Here is a 14,803-nt window from a genome sequence, read left to right as displayed (position 1 = left end):
TGCGGAGGGTGAGTCATCTCCCACATCCCGGGACGAACTTGACTGCGCGTACCATCTATCGTCAGTCTGACTGTATGTCTGCGGAGATCACTCCATGACGGCCACGTCCGACCTGGGTACCCATCAGCTCACCAAGCCCGACCTGCTGCGTTCCGCCTTCCGGCGGCATGCGGCCGGGGTCGCGGTGATCACCGCGCCGGGGGAGGCGGGGCCGGTCGGCTTCACCGCCACCTCGCTCACCTCCGTCTCCGCCGAGCCCCCGCTGCTCTCCTTCAGCGTCAGCGGGACCTCCTCCAGCTGGCCCGCGATATCCGGCGCCGACCACATCGGCGTGCACATCCTGGGTGAGCACCAGCGGGAGCTGGCCGCCACCTTCGCCCGCAGCGGCATCGACCGCTTCGCCGCCCCCACCGCCTGGCGCGAGGGCCCGAAGGGCGTTCCCGTGCTCGACGGGGTGCTCGCCTGGCTGGTGTGCCGGGTGGCCGCGCTGGTGCCCGCCGCGGACAACCGCATCGTGCTGGCCGAGGTCGTCATGGGGGACCCCGCGGGCACCGGACGGCCGCTGCTCTACCACCACGGGCGCTTCACCGCGCTGCGGGATTGATCACGTCCGCCCCGTTCTGCGAAACCGTCCGGTTCCGGTTACGCTGCGTTGCGAAGGTCACAGTTCAAAGCGCTTGCTTAGCGGGAAAGAACTGGGTGTACTGACGAGTAATATTCCGGTCGGAGCGCGGGCCGCCCCGACCGGGATCGGCCGCTTGGGGCGCCTATGCTGCCTGCAAGAGGCAGCCGAGAAATGACGAGGCAGTAGGAGAGCCGGCGTGAGCTTGAGGATCGTTGTCACTGTGAAGTACGTGCCCGACGCCACTGGCGACCGGCACTTCGCCGATGACCTGACCGTCGACCGCGACGACGTCGACGGTCTGCTCTCCGAACTGGACGAGTACGCGGTCGAGCAGGCCCTCCAGATCGCCGAGGACGCCGACGACGCCGAGGTCACCGTCCTCACCGTCGGCCCGGAGGACGCCAAGGACGCGCTGCGCAAGGCGCTGTCGATGGGCGCCGACAAGGCGATCCACGTCGAGGACGACGATCTGCACGGCACCGACGCCATCGGCACCTCCCTGGTCCTGGCCAAGGCGATCGAGAAGGCCGGTTACGACCTGGTCATCTCCGGCATGGCCTCCACCGACGGCACCATGGGCGTCGTCCCCGCCCTGCTGGCCGAGCGCCTGGGCGTCCCGCAGGTCACGCTGCTCTCCGAGGTCTCCGTCGAGGACGGCACCGTCAAGGGCCGCCGGGACGGCGACGCCGCCTCGGAGCAGCTCGAGGCCTCCCTCCCGGCCGTCGTGTCCGTCACCGACCAGTCGGGCGAGGCGCGTTACCCGTCCTTCAAGGGCATCATGGCGGCCAAGAAGAAGCCGGTGCAGTCCTGGGACCTGTCCGACCTCGACATCGACGAGGACGAGGTCGGCCTGGAGAACGCGTACACCACGGTCGACGCCGCGGCCGAGCGCCCCGCGCGCACCGCGGGCACGATCGTCAAGGACGAGGGCGAGGGCGGCAAGCAGCTCGCTGAGTTCCTCGCGGGCCAGAAGTTCATCTGAGCCCGGATCCGCTGACCGCCCCTCATCTTCCGCAAGCAGGAGAGAAGAAGTCCCATGGCTGAAGTTCTCGTCTACGTCGACCACGTGGACGGTGCCGTCCGCAAGCCGACCCTCGAGCTGCTGACCCTGGCCCGCCGCATCGGCGAGCCGGTCGCCGTCGCGCTCGGAGGCGGCGCCGCCGACACCGCCGCCGCGCTGGCCGAGCACGGCGCGACCCGCGTCCTGACCCACGACGCCGCCGAGTACGCCGACTACCTGGTCGTGCCGAAGGTGGACGCCCTCCAGGCCGCCTACGACGCCGTGTCCCCGGCCGCCGTACTGGTCCCGTCCTCCGCCGAGGGCAAGGAGATCGCCGCCCGCCTCGCGCTGCGCATCGGCTCCGGCATCATCACCGACGCCATCGACCTGGAGGCCGGTGACTCCGGTCCGGTCGCGACGCAGTCGGTGTTCGCCGCCGCGTTCACCACCAAGTCCCGGGTCTCCAAGGGCACCCCGGTCATCACGGTCAAGCCGAACTCGGCCGCCGTGGAGGCCGCCCCGGCCGCCGGTGCGGTCGAGGCGCTGTCCGTCGCCTTCTCCGCCCAGGCCACCGGTACGAAGGTCACCTCGCGCACGCCGCGCGAGTCGACCGGCCGCCCGGAGCTGACCGAGGCCGCGATCGTCGTCTCCGGCGGCCGTGGCGTCAACGGCGCCGAGAACTTCGCGATCATCGAGTCCCTCGCCGACTCGCTCGGCGCGGCGGTGGGCGCCTCGCGTGCCGCGGTGGACGCGGGCTGGTACCCGCACACCAACCAGGTGGGCCAGACCGGCAAGTCCGTCTCGCCGCAGCTGTACATCGCCTCCGGTATCTCCGGCGCCATCCAGCACCGCGCCGGTATGCAGACCTCGAAGACCATCGTGGCCATCAACAAGGACCCCGAGGCCCCGATCTTCGACCTGGTGGACTACGGCGTCGTCGGTGACCTGTTCGACGTCGTCCCGCAGCTCACCGAGGAGATCAAGACCCGCAAGGGCTGATCCCGCCTGAGCCGTACGAGGCCCCCGTGACCGTCGCCGGTCGCGGGGGCCTTCGCTCATCCCAGGCCGAGCGAGGCCTGCACGGGCAGGTGGCCGCTCGGGAACCGCCCCTCGACGGAGAAGGTGTTGACGTCCGCCCGGTGCGCCGTCACGCCCGGGGTGGCCGGGATCCAGTCGATGCGGTCGCCGTCCGGGGTCAGCGGCCGGTAGCCGTGGAAGGTCGCGTACCGCGGGCCGCGTTCGGCCGCGGTGTCCCCGGTGTCGGTCAGCCCGGCGCCCAGCAGGGTGTCGTAGACCGGGCTTCCGTGCGCGGCCACGTTGAAAGTCGCCGGTCATCAGCAGGGGCAGTGAGGCGCCGAGCCCGGCGATCCGGCGCACGATGAGCGCGGCGGCACGCGCGCGTGCGTCGTGGCTGGCGTTGTCCAGGTGGGTGTCGAGGACGTGGAACTCCCGCCCGCCGTCCGCCAGGTCGCGGAAGCGGACCCAGGTGGCCGTCCGGATGGAACCGCCGCCCCAGGTGTTGGACGCGATGACGTCCGGGGTGTCGGAGAGCCAGAAGTGGTCGTACTCGACGGGTGGGGTTCCGAGGTGCTCGCGAAGCACAGGTTGAAGGTCGTGACGCGCAGTCGGCGGTCGCGGAGTTCCTCCGCCGAGGCGGTCGGCGCGGACAGTGCTGTACTGGACAGGGGCAGGGCGACCGCCGCCGCCAACGCGGTCCTCAGGCCCAGGCGGCGCGTAACACGGCTGTGGACCGGCACAGGGGGCTCCTTGCTCGACGGGAGTCTGCCACCACTCGGAAGTCTCCTACCGCCGGAAGAGATGGGCGTGAACATGCCCAACGTCCGGAGTGGCTGGGCGCGGAAGCGGTGTTGACCACCGGGAAGGTGGCCGGATAACTTCATTCAACGGATTGTTGATTCCGTACTGCGGAAAATGGGAGGACGTGGAATGGGCCAGGGCCAGCAGGAGAAGGTGTCGACAAGCCTCGCGGGCGCCGTCAGCGAGGAGATCAGCGCCTCCCTCGCACCGGTCGACGCCGAACTGGCCCGCCGCTACCCCGGCGACCCCGGCACCCGCCAGCCCGTCCACACCGTCTACGTCCCCGGCGACGTCTTCGCCGCCGACACCCTCCGCACCTGGGGTGACCGCGCCCTCGCCGCCCTCGACGAGCACGCCCCGGACGCCGCCTCCTTCGCCGCCGTCCTCGGACTCGGCGACGACCTCGCCGAACCCGTGTACGCGCGCGTGCGGGCCAAACTGGAACGCGAACCCGTGGAAGACCTGCGCGTCGACTTCGAGGACGGCTACGGCCCCCGCCCCGACGCCGAGGAGGACGCCACGGCCGCCCGCGCGGCCCGGCTGATCGCCCAGGCGTACGCCGGGGGCACCTCCCGGCCGGAGGCCGGGGGAGGCACCGCCGCCCCGTACATGGGCATCCGCATGAAGTGCATGGAGGCCGCCGTCCGCGACCGGGGCATCCGCACCCTCGACATCTTCCTCACCGGCCTCATGGCGACCGGCGGCCTGCCCGACGGGCTGGTGCTCACCCTGCCCAAGGTGACCTACCCCGAGCAGGTCACCGCCATGGCCCGGCTGCTGGAGGCCTTCGAGAAGACCCACGGCCTGGCCGCCGGACGGCTCGGCTTCGAGATACAGATCGAGACCAGCCAGGCCATCCTCGCCGCCGACGGCACCGCCACCGTCGCCCGCATGATCCAGGCCGCCGAGGGCCGCGCCACCGGACTGCACTACGGCACCTTCGACTACAGCGCCTGCCTCGGCGTCTCCGCCGCCCACCAGGCCAGCGACCACCCCGCCGCCGACCACGCCAAGGCGGTCATGCAGGTCGCCGCAGCGGGCACCGGCGTACGCGTCAGCGACGGCTCCACCAACGTCCTGCCGGTCGGCACCACCCCGAACGTGCACGACGCCTGGCGGCTGCACTACGGCCTCACCCGCCGCGCCCTCGCCCGCGCCTACTACCAGGGCTGGGACATGCACCCCGGCCACCTCCCCACCCGCTACGCCGCGGTCTTCGCCTTCTACCGCGAGGGCTTCGAACAGGCCGCCGCCCGCCTCGCCCGCTACGCCAGCCGCACCGGCGGCGACGTCATGGACGAGCCCGCCACCGCCAAGGCCCTCAGCGGCTATCTGCTGCGCGGCCTGGACTGCGGCGCCCTCGACATCGCCGAGGTGGCCCGCGCGACCGGTCTGACCCGGGCCGACCTGGAGGGCTTCGCGGCACCCCGGCGCGGCGACCTGACCGCCTCCGCCCCGTGACCGGACCGAGGACCGCCGCTGTCACCGCCGCCCCGTAGTCTGTACCGCACGCACGACGCGACAACGGCAACGTGGGACAGCGGGGAACGGGGCAGCGGTGTCATCGGGGGAGTACGGGCAGGACGGGCGGGGCGAGGGCATCGGACGGCTGCTGGCCGGGCGCTACCGCGTCACGGCCCGGCTCGGCCGCGGCGGCATGGGCATCGTCTGGAGAGCCGTCGACGAGGTCCTCGGCCGCGACGTCGCCCTCAAGGAACTGCGCACCTACACCGACGCGGGCGGACCCGAACTCGCCGACCTGCGCCTGCGCATGCAGCGCGAGGCCCGCGCCGCCGCCCGGATCCGGCACCCCGGCGTCGTCGCGGTGCACGACATCGCCGAGGTCGACGGCCGCCCGCTCATCGTCATGGAACTCGTCGACGGGCCCTCCCTCGACGACGTCCTCGCCGAGCGCGGCACCCTCGACCCGCACGAGACCGCGGACATCGGCGCCAAGGTCATGGACGCCCTCGCCGCCGCCCATCGCGCGGGCGTCCTGCACCGCGACGTCAAACCCGGCAACATCCTGCTCGACCGCTCCGGCCGGGTCGTCCTGACCGACTTCGGCATCGCCACCATGGACGACCCGGGCGACGGCTCCGCCACCCACCTCACCCGCAGCGGAGAGATCGTCGGCTCCCTGGACTACCTGGCACCGGAGCGCGCCCAGGGCGCCGACCCCGGCCCCGCCTCCGACGTCTGGGCCCTCGGCGCCACCCTGTACGCGGCCGTGGAGGGCGCCTCGCCCTTCCGCCGCACGTCGACGTACTCCACGCTCACCGCCATCGTCTCCGAGCCCTTTCCCGAACCCCGCCGCGCCGGACCCCTCGGCCCGGTCCTGCGGCAGCTGATGGACAAGCGCCCCGAGTCCCGGCCGGGCGCCGACCAGGCCCGCGCCCTGCTCCAGGCGGTGGCGGACGGTGACCACCCCGACCAGGCCACGACCACCCTGCGCACGGTGGCCCCCGAGCCGGTACGGCAGCACACGGAACGCGTCGCCCCGGCGGTGCCGCCGGGCTTCGGCGCGCCCGGAACCGGGCCGGGGGCACACGGTCCGGCCTCGGGCGGCCCCGCGGTCGGACAGCCGCCGTACGGCTCCGCCCCGACCAGCCCGCTGACCGGCCCACCGCCCCGGCGCAGGAACCGCGCCGTGCTCGCCGCCGTGGCCGTCGCCGTCCTCCTCGCGGCCACCGGCATCACGGTCGCGCTGCTGAACAGCCCCGACGAGGGTGAGCCGGAGGCCGGTCGCCAGCCGACGTCCACCGCCTCCGCCGCACCGGCCGGGCGCGACACCTCCGACCGTCCGTCCGACCCCGGGCCCAGCGAGCGGGAGCAGGAGGAGGAGCGCACCCCGACCGCGTCACGCGCGCCCGACCAGGAGGCCGCGGCCGACCCCACCGACCGCGCGACCGCCTCCGACCGGCCCGCACCCTCGAAGACCCCCACCGCCCCCTCGTCCGCCCCGGCGGCCTGCCACCCCATCGGCGGCGGCAAGTACAACTGCCACGTCTGGCGCACCGCCAAGTCCTACACCGCCTCCGGCGCCGAGGCCGGAGTCCTCAACGCGGGCACGAACTACTTCTACTGCCAGCAGAACCTGGGGCGCCGGGAGACCCACGGCGAGTGGACCAACGTCTGGTGGGCGAAGACGGACGACGACAGCGGCAACACCGACGTCTACGTCAGCGACGTCTACGTCCAGGGCGGCGACAACGACGCCCCGGTGCCCGGACTCCCCGTCTGCTGAGGCCGCACGTACCCCTCCAGACCGGACGCCGTCACCAGCTCCTCCTCCACGAACAGCCGGGTCCCCCGCGCGCACAGGGCACGGTCGGCACGGGCCCGGGCGCAGAACTCCTCCGGCGTCACGCCAAACAGCTCCCGCAGCCGCGGCTGGGTGAGCAGGAGTTCCCCGAGCAGCGCGCGCTGGCCGGGGTGGCGGCGCGGGGCGCCGTCGCCGTTGTGCAGGACGCCGTGCTGATTGACGTAGACATGCGCGCCCGGCAGCGTCTCGCCGCCGTCGAGTTCGATGCTCACGTCCGGCGCGGGCAGCCAGGCCCGGCGGTAGTTGCCGTCCGGCAGCGGCACGCCCTCGCTCGCGTCGATCACCGCCAGTTGCGCGGCGTCCAGCCAGATCACGAACAGCTCCCGGGTGGTCCCGGGCGCGCTGACCGGTGACGCGCTGACGTATCCCATACGGCTCACATGCGCCGAGACGCCCACCTCGACGCCGGTGACCCGGGCCTTGACCATCGGGACGGGGGAGTCGATCCGGAACTCGGCCATCTTGTGCCGGAGCTGGCCGGGGCAGGCGTTGGAGCCGACGGCGATCACCGGGGTGCGGTCCTCGTGCACCAGCCGCGTGAGCGGCAGGAACCGGTCCCCGTCCAGCAGCCCGGACGCGGCGGGCCAGGCGCCGGGGTAGGTCAGCGGATGTTCGCGGGGAGCGGCGGCCAGGCCCAGTGCCTCGAGGGTGTGGTCGTCGGCGGAGATGCGGTCGCGGGGGTCGCGTTGGTCGTAGGAGTGCAGGGGGGTCTCCGTCTCCTGTCCGTGTTTCCGGCCGGGGGATCTCCGGCGCCCAGCGGCTTCCGCGGGAGCGCAAGCGCCAGCCGCACCGGCCCCGTCAGCCCGCCGGAGGCAGTTCGCCCGAGCCGCGGGTGATGAGCCGGGTCGGCAGTTCTATCCGCTCCGGCAGGATCAGGGAGCCGTCCAGCTGGCGGAAGAGGCGCTCCGCGGCGGTGCGGCCGAGGGCGGTGGCGTCCTGGGCGACCACCGTGACACCCGGCTGGAGCAGATCCGCCAGCTCGATGTCGTCGAAGCCGACGAGGGCGACCGGGTGGGAGTGCCCGGCGAGGACGCGGATCACGGTGACCGTCACCCGGTTGTTGCCGGTGAAGATCGCGGTGACGGGCTCGGGACCGGCGAGCATCTCCTCGGCCGCGCGGCGCACCCGCTCCGGGTCGGTGACGCCCAGGGACATCCAGGAGTCCGTGACCGTGATGCCCGCGTCCTCCATCGCCGCCCGGTAGCCGCGCAGGCGCTCCGCGGCGGTGTGGATGCGGGGCATGTCGCCGATGAAGCCGATCCTGCGGTGGCCGTGCGCGATCAGATGGGCCACGCCGTCACGGGCGCCGCCGTAGTTGTCCGACAGCACCACGTCGGCGTCGATCTGCCCGGCCGGACGGTCCACGAAGACGGTGGCGACGCCCGCCTTCAGCTCCGGCTCCAGGTAGCGGTGGTCGTCCCCGGCCGGGATCACGACCAGCCCGTCCACCCGCCGTGCGCACAGCGCCAGTACCAGCTCCTGCTCACGGTCCGGGTCCTCGGCGCTGGAGCCGTTGATCAGCAGGGCCCCGTGCGCGCGGGCCACCTCCTCCACCGCGCGGCTGAGCGGGCCGTAGAACGGGTCGGCGAGGTCCTCCAGGACCAGGCCGATGCTGGCGGTGCGGCCCTTGCGCAGCACCCGCGCGCTGTCGTTGCGGCGGAAGCCGAGCGCGTCGATGGCCTCCTGGACCCGGCGCTCGGTCTCCGGGGTGACTCCGGGCTCACCATTGACGACACGCGAGACCGTCTTCAGTCCGACTCCGGCACGTGCGGCGACGTCCTTCATGGTCGGGCGGTTGCCGTAGCGGCTCTCGGATCGGCGGTGGGTGTCGGGCACGTTTCGGCGTCCTGTCCTGTGGTCCACGGGGATGCGTCGGCTCGTGGTTTGTATGAGGATGTGGCGTCGAGCATAGAGCCTGGACAACGTTGTCAGGCGCGGGAGACACTGTCCCCTGACATCTCCGGCCCGCGCCCCACCGCTGGACCGGCCTGCCCTTTTCCCTTGCTGGTGGGGAAAAACTGACCTGGTTGACGGGGAGTTCTGACACTCATGCACATCGATCTCGTGGCCGCACTCGACGTCGGCGGTACCAAGATCGCCGGAGCGCTGATCGACGGCCACGGCCGGATCCTGGTGCGGGCGCAGCGACCGACGCCCGCTCAGCAGGACGGTGACACCGTGATGCGGGCCGTCGAAGAGGTGCTCGGCGAGCTGATCGCGTCACCGCTGTGGGCCCGCGCGGGCCGCGTCGGCATCGGCAGCGCGGGCCCGGTGGACGCCTCCGCGGGCACGGTCAGTCCGGTGAACGTGCCTGGCTGGCGTGACTATCCGCTGGTCGAGCGGGTCCGGGCGGCGACCGGCGGGCTGCCGGTCGAGCTGATCGGCGACGGCGTCGCGATCACCGCGGCCGAGCACTGGCAGGGCGCCGCGCGCGGGCACGCCAACGCGCTGTGCATGGTGGTCTCCACCGGTGTCGGCGGCGGTCTGGTGCTGGGCGGCCGACTGCATCCCGGTCCCACCGGCAACGCGGGCCACATAGGGCACATCAGCGTCGACCTGGACGGCGATCCGTGCCCGTGCGGCGGGCGCGGCTGTGTCGAGCGCATAGCGAGCGGCCCGAACATCGCCCGCCGGGCCCTGGAGGGCGGCTGGCGTCCCGGCACCGACGGTGACACCTCCGCCGCCGCGGTGGCCGCCGCGGCGCGCGCGGGGGACCCGGTGGCGGTGGCCTCCTTCGAGCGGGCCGCGCGGGCGCTGGCCGCGGGCATCGCCGCGACCGCGACCCTCGTGGAGATCGACATCGCCGTGATCGGCGGCGGGGTCGGCAAGGCGGGCGACATCCTCTTCGAGCCCCTGCGCAAGGCCCTGGCCGACTACGCGACCCTCTCCTTCGTCCAGCACCTGACCGTGGCCCCGGCCCGGATGGGCACGGACGCGGGCCTCGTGGGGGCTGCCGCGGCGGCGCTCATGGGGCGGGAGAGCGCGGCTGCGGCGCGGGTGTGAGGCGGGCGGGCTGGGATGGGGGTGTGAGGCGGGCGGGGGTGTGAGGGGGCGCCCGGCGGAGGACGTCCAGTGCGCCCGTACGCCGCCCCCGCGTCCCGCCCTGTTGGCCCTCGTCTCCGTGATCAGGCCGTGACCCCGAGCCGGTCCCGGCCGTTGGGCCGGGCATGAAGAAGCGCAGCATGCTGGCCATTGCCTCCCTCGCCACCGGGTTCGTCGTCGCGGCGGTCACCCCGTCCCACGCCGCCGTCGAAAAGCTGGGCGCCGTTGACAAGCTGGGTGCCGTCGACAAGCTGGGCGCTGTCGACAAGCTGGGTGCCGTCGACGTCGACAAGGCCCTCGGCGCCGTGGGCAAGACCCTCGGCAAGGACAGCCTGGCCATGGACGACGGCGGCCGGGACGGCGCCGCCGATCGGCGGCAGAAGGACTGACCTGCACAGCAGCCGACACCGAGGCGCCGGGCGTCCCCCTCGCGGGGGCCCGGCGCCTTTCGCTTTGCGTGCCCTCAACTGCGGCTGGTTTCCGTGGCAGTGTGGAGCGGGCAAGCCACAGGGGTCCAAAAGAAGAGGGGGAAACGTGATCGTTGTTTGGATCAACGGCGCGTTCGGTGCGGGGAAGACCACCACCGCACGGGAACTGATCGAGCTGATCCCGAACAGCACGCTCTTCGACCCCGAGGTGATCGGCGGGGCGCTCACACACCTGTTGCCGGCCAAGCACCTCGCCGAGGTCGGCGACTACCAGGACCTGCCCATCTGGCGGCGGCTCGTCATCGACACGGCGTCCGCGATGCTCGCCGAACTCGGCGGCACCCTGGTCGTGCCGATGACCCTGCTGCGTCAGGAGTACCGGGACGAGATATTCGGCGGCCTCGCCGCCCGCCGGATAGCCGTCCGACACATCCTGCTCGCCCCGGCCGAAACGATCCTGCGCGAGCGGATAGCCCACCGCGAGACACCGCCCGACCTGCCCGGCGGCGACATACGCATACGACAGTGGTGCTACGACCACATCGAGCCCTACCGCACCGCCCTCGCCGCCTGGCTCACCGCCGACGCCCACCCCGTGGACAACGGCCGCCTCACCCCGTACGAGACCGCCGCCCGGATCGCCGAGGCCGTCGCCTCCGGTGCCGCGCCCGTCCGGGACATCGTGCAGACCCCGGAGCCCACCGCCGAGACCCTCGCCGCGGGCGTCCTGCTCTTCGACGAACACGACCGCGTCCTGCTCGTCGACCCCACCTACAAACCCGGCTGGGAGTTCCCCGGCGGCGTCGTCGAACCGGGCGAGGCCCCCGCCCGCGCCGGGATCCGCGAGGTCGCCGAGGAGACCGGCATCGACCTCGACGAGGTACCGCGGCTGCTCGTCGTCGACTGGGAGCCGCCCGCACCGCCCGGCTACGGCGGACTGCGCCTCCTCTTCGACGGCGGACGGCTCGACTCCAGCGAGACCGAGCGGCTGCTCCTGCCCGGCCCCGAACTCCGCGACTGGCGTTTCGTCACCGAGGAGGAGGCCGCGGGCCTGCTCCCACCGGTCCGCTACGAACGCCTGCGCTGGGCCCTGCGGGCCAGGGAACGCGGCGCGGCGCTGTACCTGGAGGCGGGGATTCCGATGGGAGGCCAGACCTGAGGCCAGGGGGCGGGGTCCGGCCGACGCCCTACGTCACACGCCTCGCGCGCCGGGTCCCGCCCCCGTCGGCTCAGCTCGCCGCGTAGTTGCGCAGGAACAGCGCCTCCGCCACCGACAGCCGCTCCAGTTCCTCGGGGGAGACGCTCTCGTTCACGGCGTGGATCTGCGCCTCCGGCTCACTCAGCCCGATCAGCAGGATCTCCGCGCGCGGGTAGAGGGCGGCGAGGGTGTTGCACAGCGGGATGGAGCCGCCCTGACCGGCGTACTGCATCCGCTGACCCGGGTACGCCACCGCCATCGCGTCGGCCATCGCCTGGTACGCCGGGCTGTCGGTGTCGGCGCGGAACGCCTGCCCCTGGCCGACCTGCTCCACGCTCACCCGCGCGCCCCACGGCGTGTGCGCCTGGAGGTGGGCCGTGAGCAGCTTGGTCGCCTCGTCCGCGTCCACCCCCGGCGGCACCCGCAGGCTGACCGACGCCCGCGCGCTGGCCTGCACGGACGGCGTGGCCCCGACCACCGGCGGGCAGTCGATGCCGAGCACGGTGATCGCCGGGCGGGCCCAGATCCGGTCCGCGACGGTGCCGGAGCCGATCAGTTCGACCCCGTCCAGCACCTTGGCGTCCTGACGGAACTGCTCCTCGTCGTACTGGATCCCGTCCCAGGACGCCTCGCTCGTCAGCCCGTCGACCGTCGTCGAACCGTCCTCGGCGCGCAGCGAGTCCAGTACGCGGATCAGCGCGGCCAGCGCGTCCGGGGCGGCGCCGCCGAACTGGCCGGAGTGCAGATTGCCCGCCAGCGTGTCCACCTTCACGCGCAGCAGCGTCATCCCGCGCAGGGTGGCGGTGACCGTCGGCAGACCGACACGGAAGTTGCCCGCGTCGCCGATCACGATCGTGTCCGCCGCCAGCAGCTCGGGGTGCTCCTCGGCGTACCGCTCCAGACCGCCCGTGCCCTGCTCCTCCGAGCCCTCGGCGATCACCTTCACATGCACCGGTATGCCGCCGTCGGCCTTGAGCGCGCGCAGCGCCAGCAGGTGCATGATGACGCCGCCCTTGCAGTCGGCGGCGCCGCGCCCGTACCAGCGCCCGTCGCGCTCGGTCAGCTCGAACGGCGGAGTCGCCCAGCCCGCCTCGTCCAGCGGCGGCTGCACGTCGTAGTGGGCGTAGAGCAGGACGGTCTTCGCGCCCTCGGGACCCGGCAGATAGCCGTAGACCGACTGGGTGCCGTCCGGGGTGTCGAGCAGGGCCACGTCCTCGAAGCCCTCGGCACGGAGCGCGTCGGCGACCCAGCGGGCGGCGCCCTCGCTCTCCTCGCGCGGGAACTGGTCGAAGTCCGCCACCGACTTGAAGGCCACCAGCTCGGTGAGTTCCGCCCTGGCCCTGGGCATCAGCGAGGCGACGGTCTCGGCGACCGGATTCGACGACATGGGCACGCTCCTTGTGGGTGCGACGTTGTACTGCCGGGTGGCTGTCCCGGCCTCCGGCCGTCCGGTGAACGGACCTGGTGCTTCCGGAGACGGACGCCGCCGATCCTCCCACAACGACCTGCGGGAACCGCCGCCGTAGGATGCGGGGGACAACAGCGGCAGGCGGCGGGATCGGGAGCAGCAGACCATCGTGAGCAGCGAGAACTCTTCGGCGGACGATGTGGCGCAGGTGTGGGACGTCGTCGTGGTGGGGGCGGGACCAGCCGGGGCCTCGGCGGCGTACGCCGCGGCGGTAGCGGGACGCCGTGTGCTGTTGCTGGAGAAGGCGGAGCTGCCCCGGTACAAGACCTGCGGCGGCGGCATCATCGGCCCCTCGCGCGACGCCCTGCCCCCCGGCTTCGAACTGCCGCTGCGCGACCGCGTGCACGCCGTGACGTTCTCCCACAACGGCCGCTTCACCCGCACCCGGCGCTCCCGCCAGATGCTGTTCGGGCTGATCAACCGGCCCGAGTTCGACCAGCAACTGGTCGAGCACGCGCAGAAGGCGGGCGCCGAGCTGCGCACCGGCGCCACCGTCTCGCGCGTCGAGCAGCACGGCTCGGCCGTGCCGGACCGGCGCACGGTCGCCGTCGTCCTCCAGGGCGGCGAGACGCTGCTCGCGCGGGCCGTGGTCGGCGCGGACGGCAGCGCCAGCCGGATAGGAGCGCACGTCGGCGTCAAGCTCGACCAGGTGGACCTCGGCCTGGAGGCGGAGATCCCGGTGCCGGAGACGGTCGCCGAGGACTGGCGGGGGCGGGTCCTCATCGACTGGGGCCCCATCCCCGGCAGTTACGGGTGGGTCTTCCCCAAGGGCGACACGCTCACCGTCGGCGTGATCTCCGCGCGCGGTGAGGGCGCCGCGACCAAGCGCTATCTGGAGGACTTCATCGGGCGGCTCGGCCTCGCCGGTTTCGAGCCGAGCATCTCCTCCGGCCATCTGACCCGCTGCCGGGCCGACGACTCGCCGCTGTCGCGCGGGCGGGTGCTCGTCTGCGGGGACGCGGCGGGCCTGCTGGAGCCGTGGACCCGCGAGGGCATCTCCTTCGCGCTGCGCTCCGGGCGGCTGGCGGGGGAGTGGGCGGTGCGGATTGCCGAGGCGCACGACGCCGTGGACACCCGGCGCCAGGCGCTGAACTACGCCTTCGCGATCAAGGCGGGGCTGGGCGTGGAGATGGCGGTGGGCAAGCGGCTGCTGACCGTGTTCGAGCGGCGGCCCGGCGTCTTCCACGCGGCGCTGACCGGACTGCGGCCCGCGTGGCGGGCGTTCATGGACATCACCCGGGGCTCGACCACGCTCGGCGAGATGGTGCGCAACCGGCCGATGGTCCAGCGTGCGATGGCCGTGCTGGACCGGCGGGCCGGGGGTGGCGACGGTGCCGTCCCCGCGGGGGAACCTGCGGCGGAGAAGTCCGACGACGGCGACGTCACTTCGTGACGGTGACGCGGAAGACGGGGTGGTCCGGGGCGGCGGCGGTGATCTCCTCGTCGGAGGACTTGGCCGTGACTCCCTGAAAGTACTGGTTGACCTCCCAGCCCCATTTGTCCAGGTAGCTGCGCAGGATCGGGAGCTTCTCCTCGTCGGGAAGCTCTACGGCCGTGAAGGTGCGCACCTTGCGTCCGACGCGCAGCTCTCCGCCCCCGGCGGCGCGCATGTTGCGCACCCACTGGGAGTGGCCGCGGGCCGAGACCAGGAACTGCCCGCCGTCGTGGGTGTGCGGGTTGACCGGGATGCGCTGCATCTTGCCGCTCTTACGGCCGCGGACGGAGAGTTCGGCGGTCCCCGCGAAGCTGATCCCGTGCCGGGCGAGCCAGCCGATGACGTTGTTGAAGCGGTTGGCGATCGGGCCTGCCTGGAGGTAGTACGGCTGCGGCTGCGATGACGACATGGGTGGCCCCTGGGTTTGTGGTGGTGAGCGGCGCTCTTTTGGTGATCGGCGCTCT

General features: G+C 72.9%; 13 protein-coding genes and 1 pseudogene. 9 read left to right on the top strand and 5 right to left on the bottom strand.

All coding sequences use genetic code 11. From position 1 onward, the window contains the following. Positions 1–94: 94 nt before the first annotated feature. From ACFVQG_RS02345 to ACFVQG_RS02335, 3 genes are all read left to right on the top strand, one after another. Positions 95–604, top strand: coding sequence for a flavin reductase family protein (locus ACFVQG_RS02345; RefSeq protein WP_383375860.1), 510 nt, complete (start codon positions 95–97; stop codon positions 602–604). A gap of 217 nt (positions 605–821) precedes the next feature. After that, positions 822–1,607 carry an electron transfer flavoprotein subunit beta/FixA family protein gene (locus ACFVQG_RS02340; protein ID WP_210924853.1) on the top strand — a complete coding sequence of 262 codons (786 nt, stop codon included), beginning with the start codon at positions 822–824 and terminating at the stop codon, positions 1,605–1,607. Positions 1,608–1,661: 54 nt separating this feature from the next. After that, the gene (locus ACFVQG_RS02335) at positions 1,662–2,624 is read left to right on the top strand and encodes an electron transfer flavoprotein subunit alpha/FixB family protein (protein WP_383375857.1); all 963 of its coding nucleotides are present in this window, start codon (positions 1,662–1,664) and stop codon (positions 2,622–2,624) included. Between the two features lie 56 nt (positions 2,625–2,680). Here the strand turns inward: ACFVQG_RS02335 and ACFVQG_RS02330 are convergent. Beyond that, positions 2,681–3,382: pseudogene (locus ACFVQG_RS02330) on the bottom strand (endonuclease/exonuclease/phosphatase family protein). A gap of 190 nt (positions 3,383–3,572) precedes the next feature. Between ACFVQG_RS02330 and ACFVQG_RS02325 the strand changes: the two are divergent. Further along, positions 3,573–4,904 (top strand): DUF6986 family protein, encoded by a 1,332-nt coding sequence (locus tag ACFVQG_RS02325; protein WP_383376513.1) that lies wholly within the window; start codon positions 3,573–3,575, stop codon positions 4,902–4,904. A 97-nt stretch (positions 4,905–5,001) separates the two neighbouring features. Beyond that, the gene (locus tag ACFVQG_RS02320) at positions 5,002–6,690 is read left to right on the top strand and encodes a protein kinase (RefSeq protein ID WP_383375855.1); all 1,689 of its coding nucleotides are present in this window, start codon (positions 5,002–5,004) and stop codon (positions 6,688–6,690) included. Here the strand turns inward: ACFVQG_RS02320 and ACFVQG_RS02315 are convergent. After that, positions 6,636–7,373: a hypothetical protein gene (locus tag ACFVQG_RS02315; protein WP_383376511.1), complete on the bottom strand. Its 738-nt coding sequence runs from the start codon at positions 7,371–7,373 to the stop codon at positions 6,636–6,638. The two genes, ACFVQG_RS02320 and ACFVQG_RS02315, sit on opposite strands and share 55 nt — an antisense overlap. Before the next feature lie 193 nt (positions 7,374–7,566). Continuing rightward, positions 7,567–8,631: a LacI family DNA-binding transcriptional regulator gene (locus ACFVQG_RS02310; protein ID WP_383375853.1), complete on the bottom strand. Its 1,065-nt coding sequence runs from the start codon at positions 8,629–8,631 to the stop codon at positions 7,567–7,569. A gap of 186 nt (positions 8,632–8,817) precedes the next feature. Between ACFVQG_RS02310 and ACFVQG_RS02305 the strand changes: the two genes are divergently transcribed. The 3 genes from ACFVQG_RS02305 (at position 8,818) to ACFVQG_RS02295 (ending at position 11,397) form a co-directional block, all read left to right on the top strand. Further along, a complete protein-coding gene (locus ACFVQG_RS02305) occupies positions 8,818–9,771 on the top strand; it encodes an ROK family protein (protein WP_383375851.1) in 954 nt (317 codons plus the stop codon). Positions 9,772–9,950: 179 nt separating this feature from the next. Then, positions 9,951–10,199 carry a hypothetical protein gene (locus ACFVQG_RS02300; protein ID WP_383375849.1) on the top strand — a complete coding sequence of 83 codons (249 nt, stop codon included), beginning with the start codon at positions 9,951–9,953 and terminating at the stop codon, positions 10,197–10,199. A gap of 145 nt (positions 10,200–10,344) precedes the next feature. Further along, positions 10,345–11,397, top strand: a complete 1,053-nt coding sequence (locus ACFVQG_RS02295; protein WP_383375847.1) for an NUDIX domain-containing protein — start codon at positions 10,345–10,347, stop codon at positions 11,395–11,397. Positions 11,398–11,467: 70 nt separating this feature from the next. On the opposite strand, the gene ACFVQG_RS02290 is transcribed toward ACFVQG_RS02295, so the two are convergent. Then, positions 11,468–12,823, bottom strand: coding sequence for a dipeptidase (locus tag ACFVQG_RS02290; RefSeq protein ID WP_383375845.1), 1,356 nt, complete (start codon positions 12,821–12,823; stop codon positions 11,468–11,470). A 190-nt stretch (positions 12,824–13,013) separates the two neighbouring features. On the opposite strand from ACFVQG_RS02290, the gene ACFVQG_RS02285 reads away from it, so the two are divergent. Then, positions 13,014–14,297 carry a geranylgeranyl reductase family protein gene (locus ACFVQG_RS02285; protein WP_383375842.1) on the top strand — a complete coding sequence of 428 codons (1,284 nt, stop codon included), beginning with the start codon at positions 13,014–13,016 and terminating at the stop codon, positions 14,295–14,297. Here the strand turns inward: ACFVQG_RS02285 and ACFVQG_RS02280 are convergent. After that, on the bottom strand, positions 14,287–14,748 hold the full coding sequence (locus tag ACFVQG_RS02280; RefSeq protein WP_383375839.1) for a nitroreductase family deazaflavin-dependent oxidoreductase: 462 nt from the start codon (positions 14,746–14,748) through the stop codon (positions 14,287–14,289). The two genes, ACFVQG_RS02285 and ACFVQG_RS02280, sit on opposite strands and share 11 nt — an antisense overlap. Between the last annotated feature and the right edge of the window lie 55 nt (positions 14,749–14,803).

The sequence above is a fragment of the Streptomyces sp. NPDC057877 genome (genome assembly GCF_042796855.1).
GTDB lineage: Bacteria > Actinomycetota > Actinomycetes > Streptomycetales > Streptomycetaceae > Streptomyces.
This window is presented reverse-complemented; position numbering and strand designations above follow the sequence as displayed.

What these genes read in the sequence shown, in the direction of transcription:
- ACFVQG_RS02300 (WP_383375849.1), top strand. Translation starts at nt 9,951, where the DNA reads ATGCTGGCCATTGCCTCCCTCGCCACCGGGTTCGTCGTCGCGGCGGTC.
- ACFVQG_RS02335 (WP_383375857.1), top strand. Translation starts at nt 1,662, where the DNA reads ATGGCTGAAGTTCTCGTCTACGTCGACCACGTGGACGGTGCCGTCCGC.
- ACFVQG_RS02345 (WP_383375860.1), top strand. Translation starts at nt 95, where the DNA reads ATGACGGCCACGTCCGACCTGGGTACCCATCAGCTCACCAAGCCCGAC.
- ACFVQG_RS02305 (WP_383375851.1), top strand. Translation starts at nt 8,818, where the DNA reads ATGCACATCGATCTCGTGGCCGCACTCGACGTCGGCGGTACCAAGATC.
- ACFVQG_RS02280 (WP_383375839.1), bottom strand. Translation starts at nt 14,748, where the DNA reads ATGTCGTCATCGCAGCCGCAGCCGTACTACCTCCAGGCAGGCCCGATC.
- ACFVQG_RS02325 (WP_383376513.1), top strand. Translation starts at nt 3,573, where the DNA reads ATGGGCCAGGGCCAGCAGGAGAAGGTGTCGACAAGCCTCGCGGGCGCC.
- ACFVQG_RS02290 (WP_383375845.1), bottom strand. Translation starts at nt 12,823, where the DNA reads ATGTCGTCGAATCCGGTCGCCGAGACCGTCGCCTCGCTGATGCCCAGG.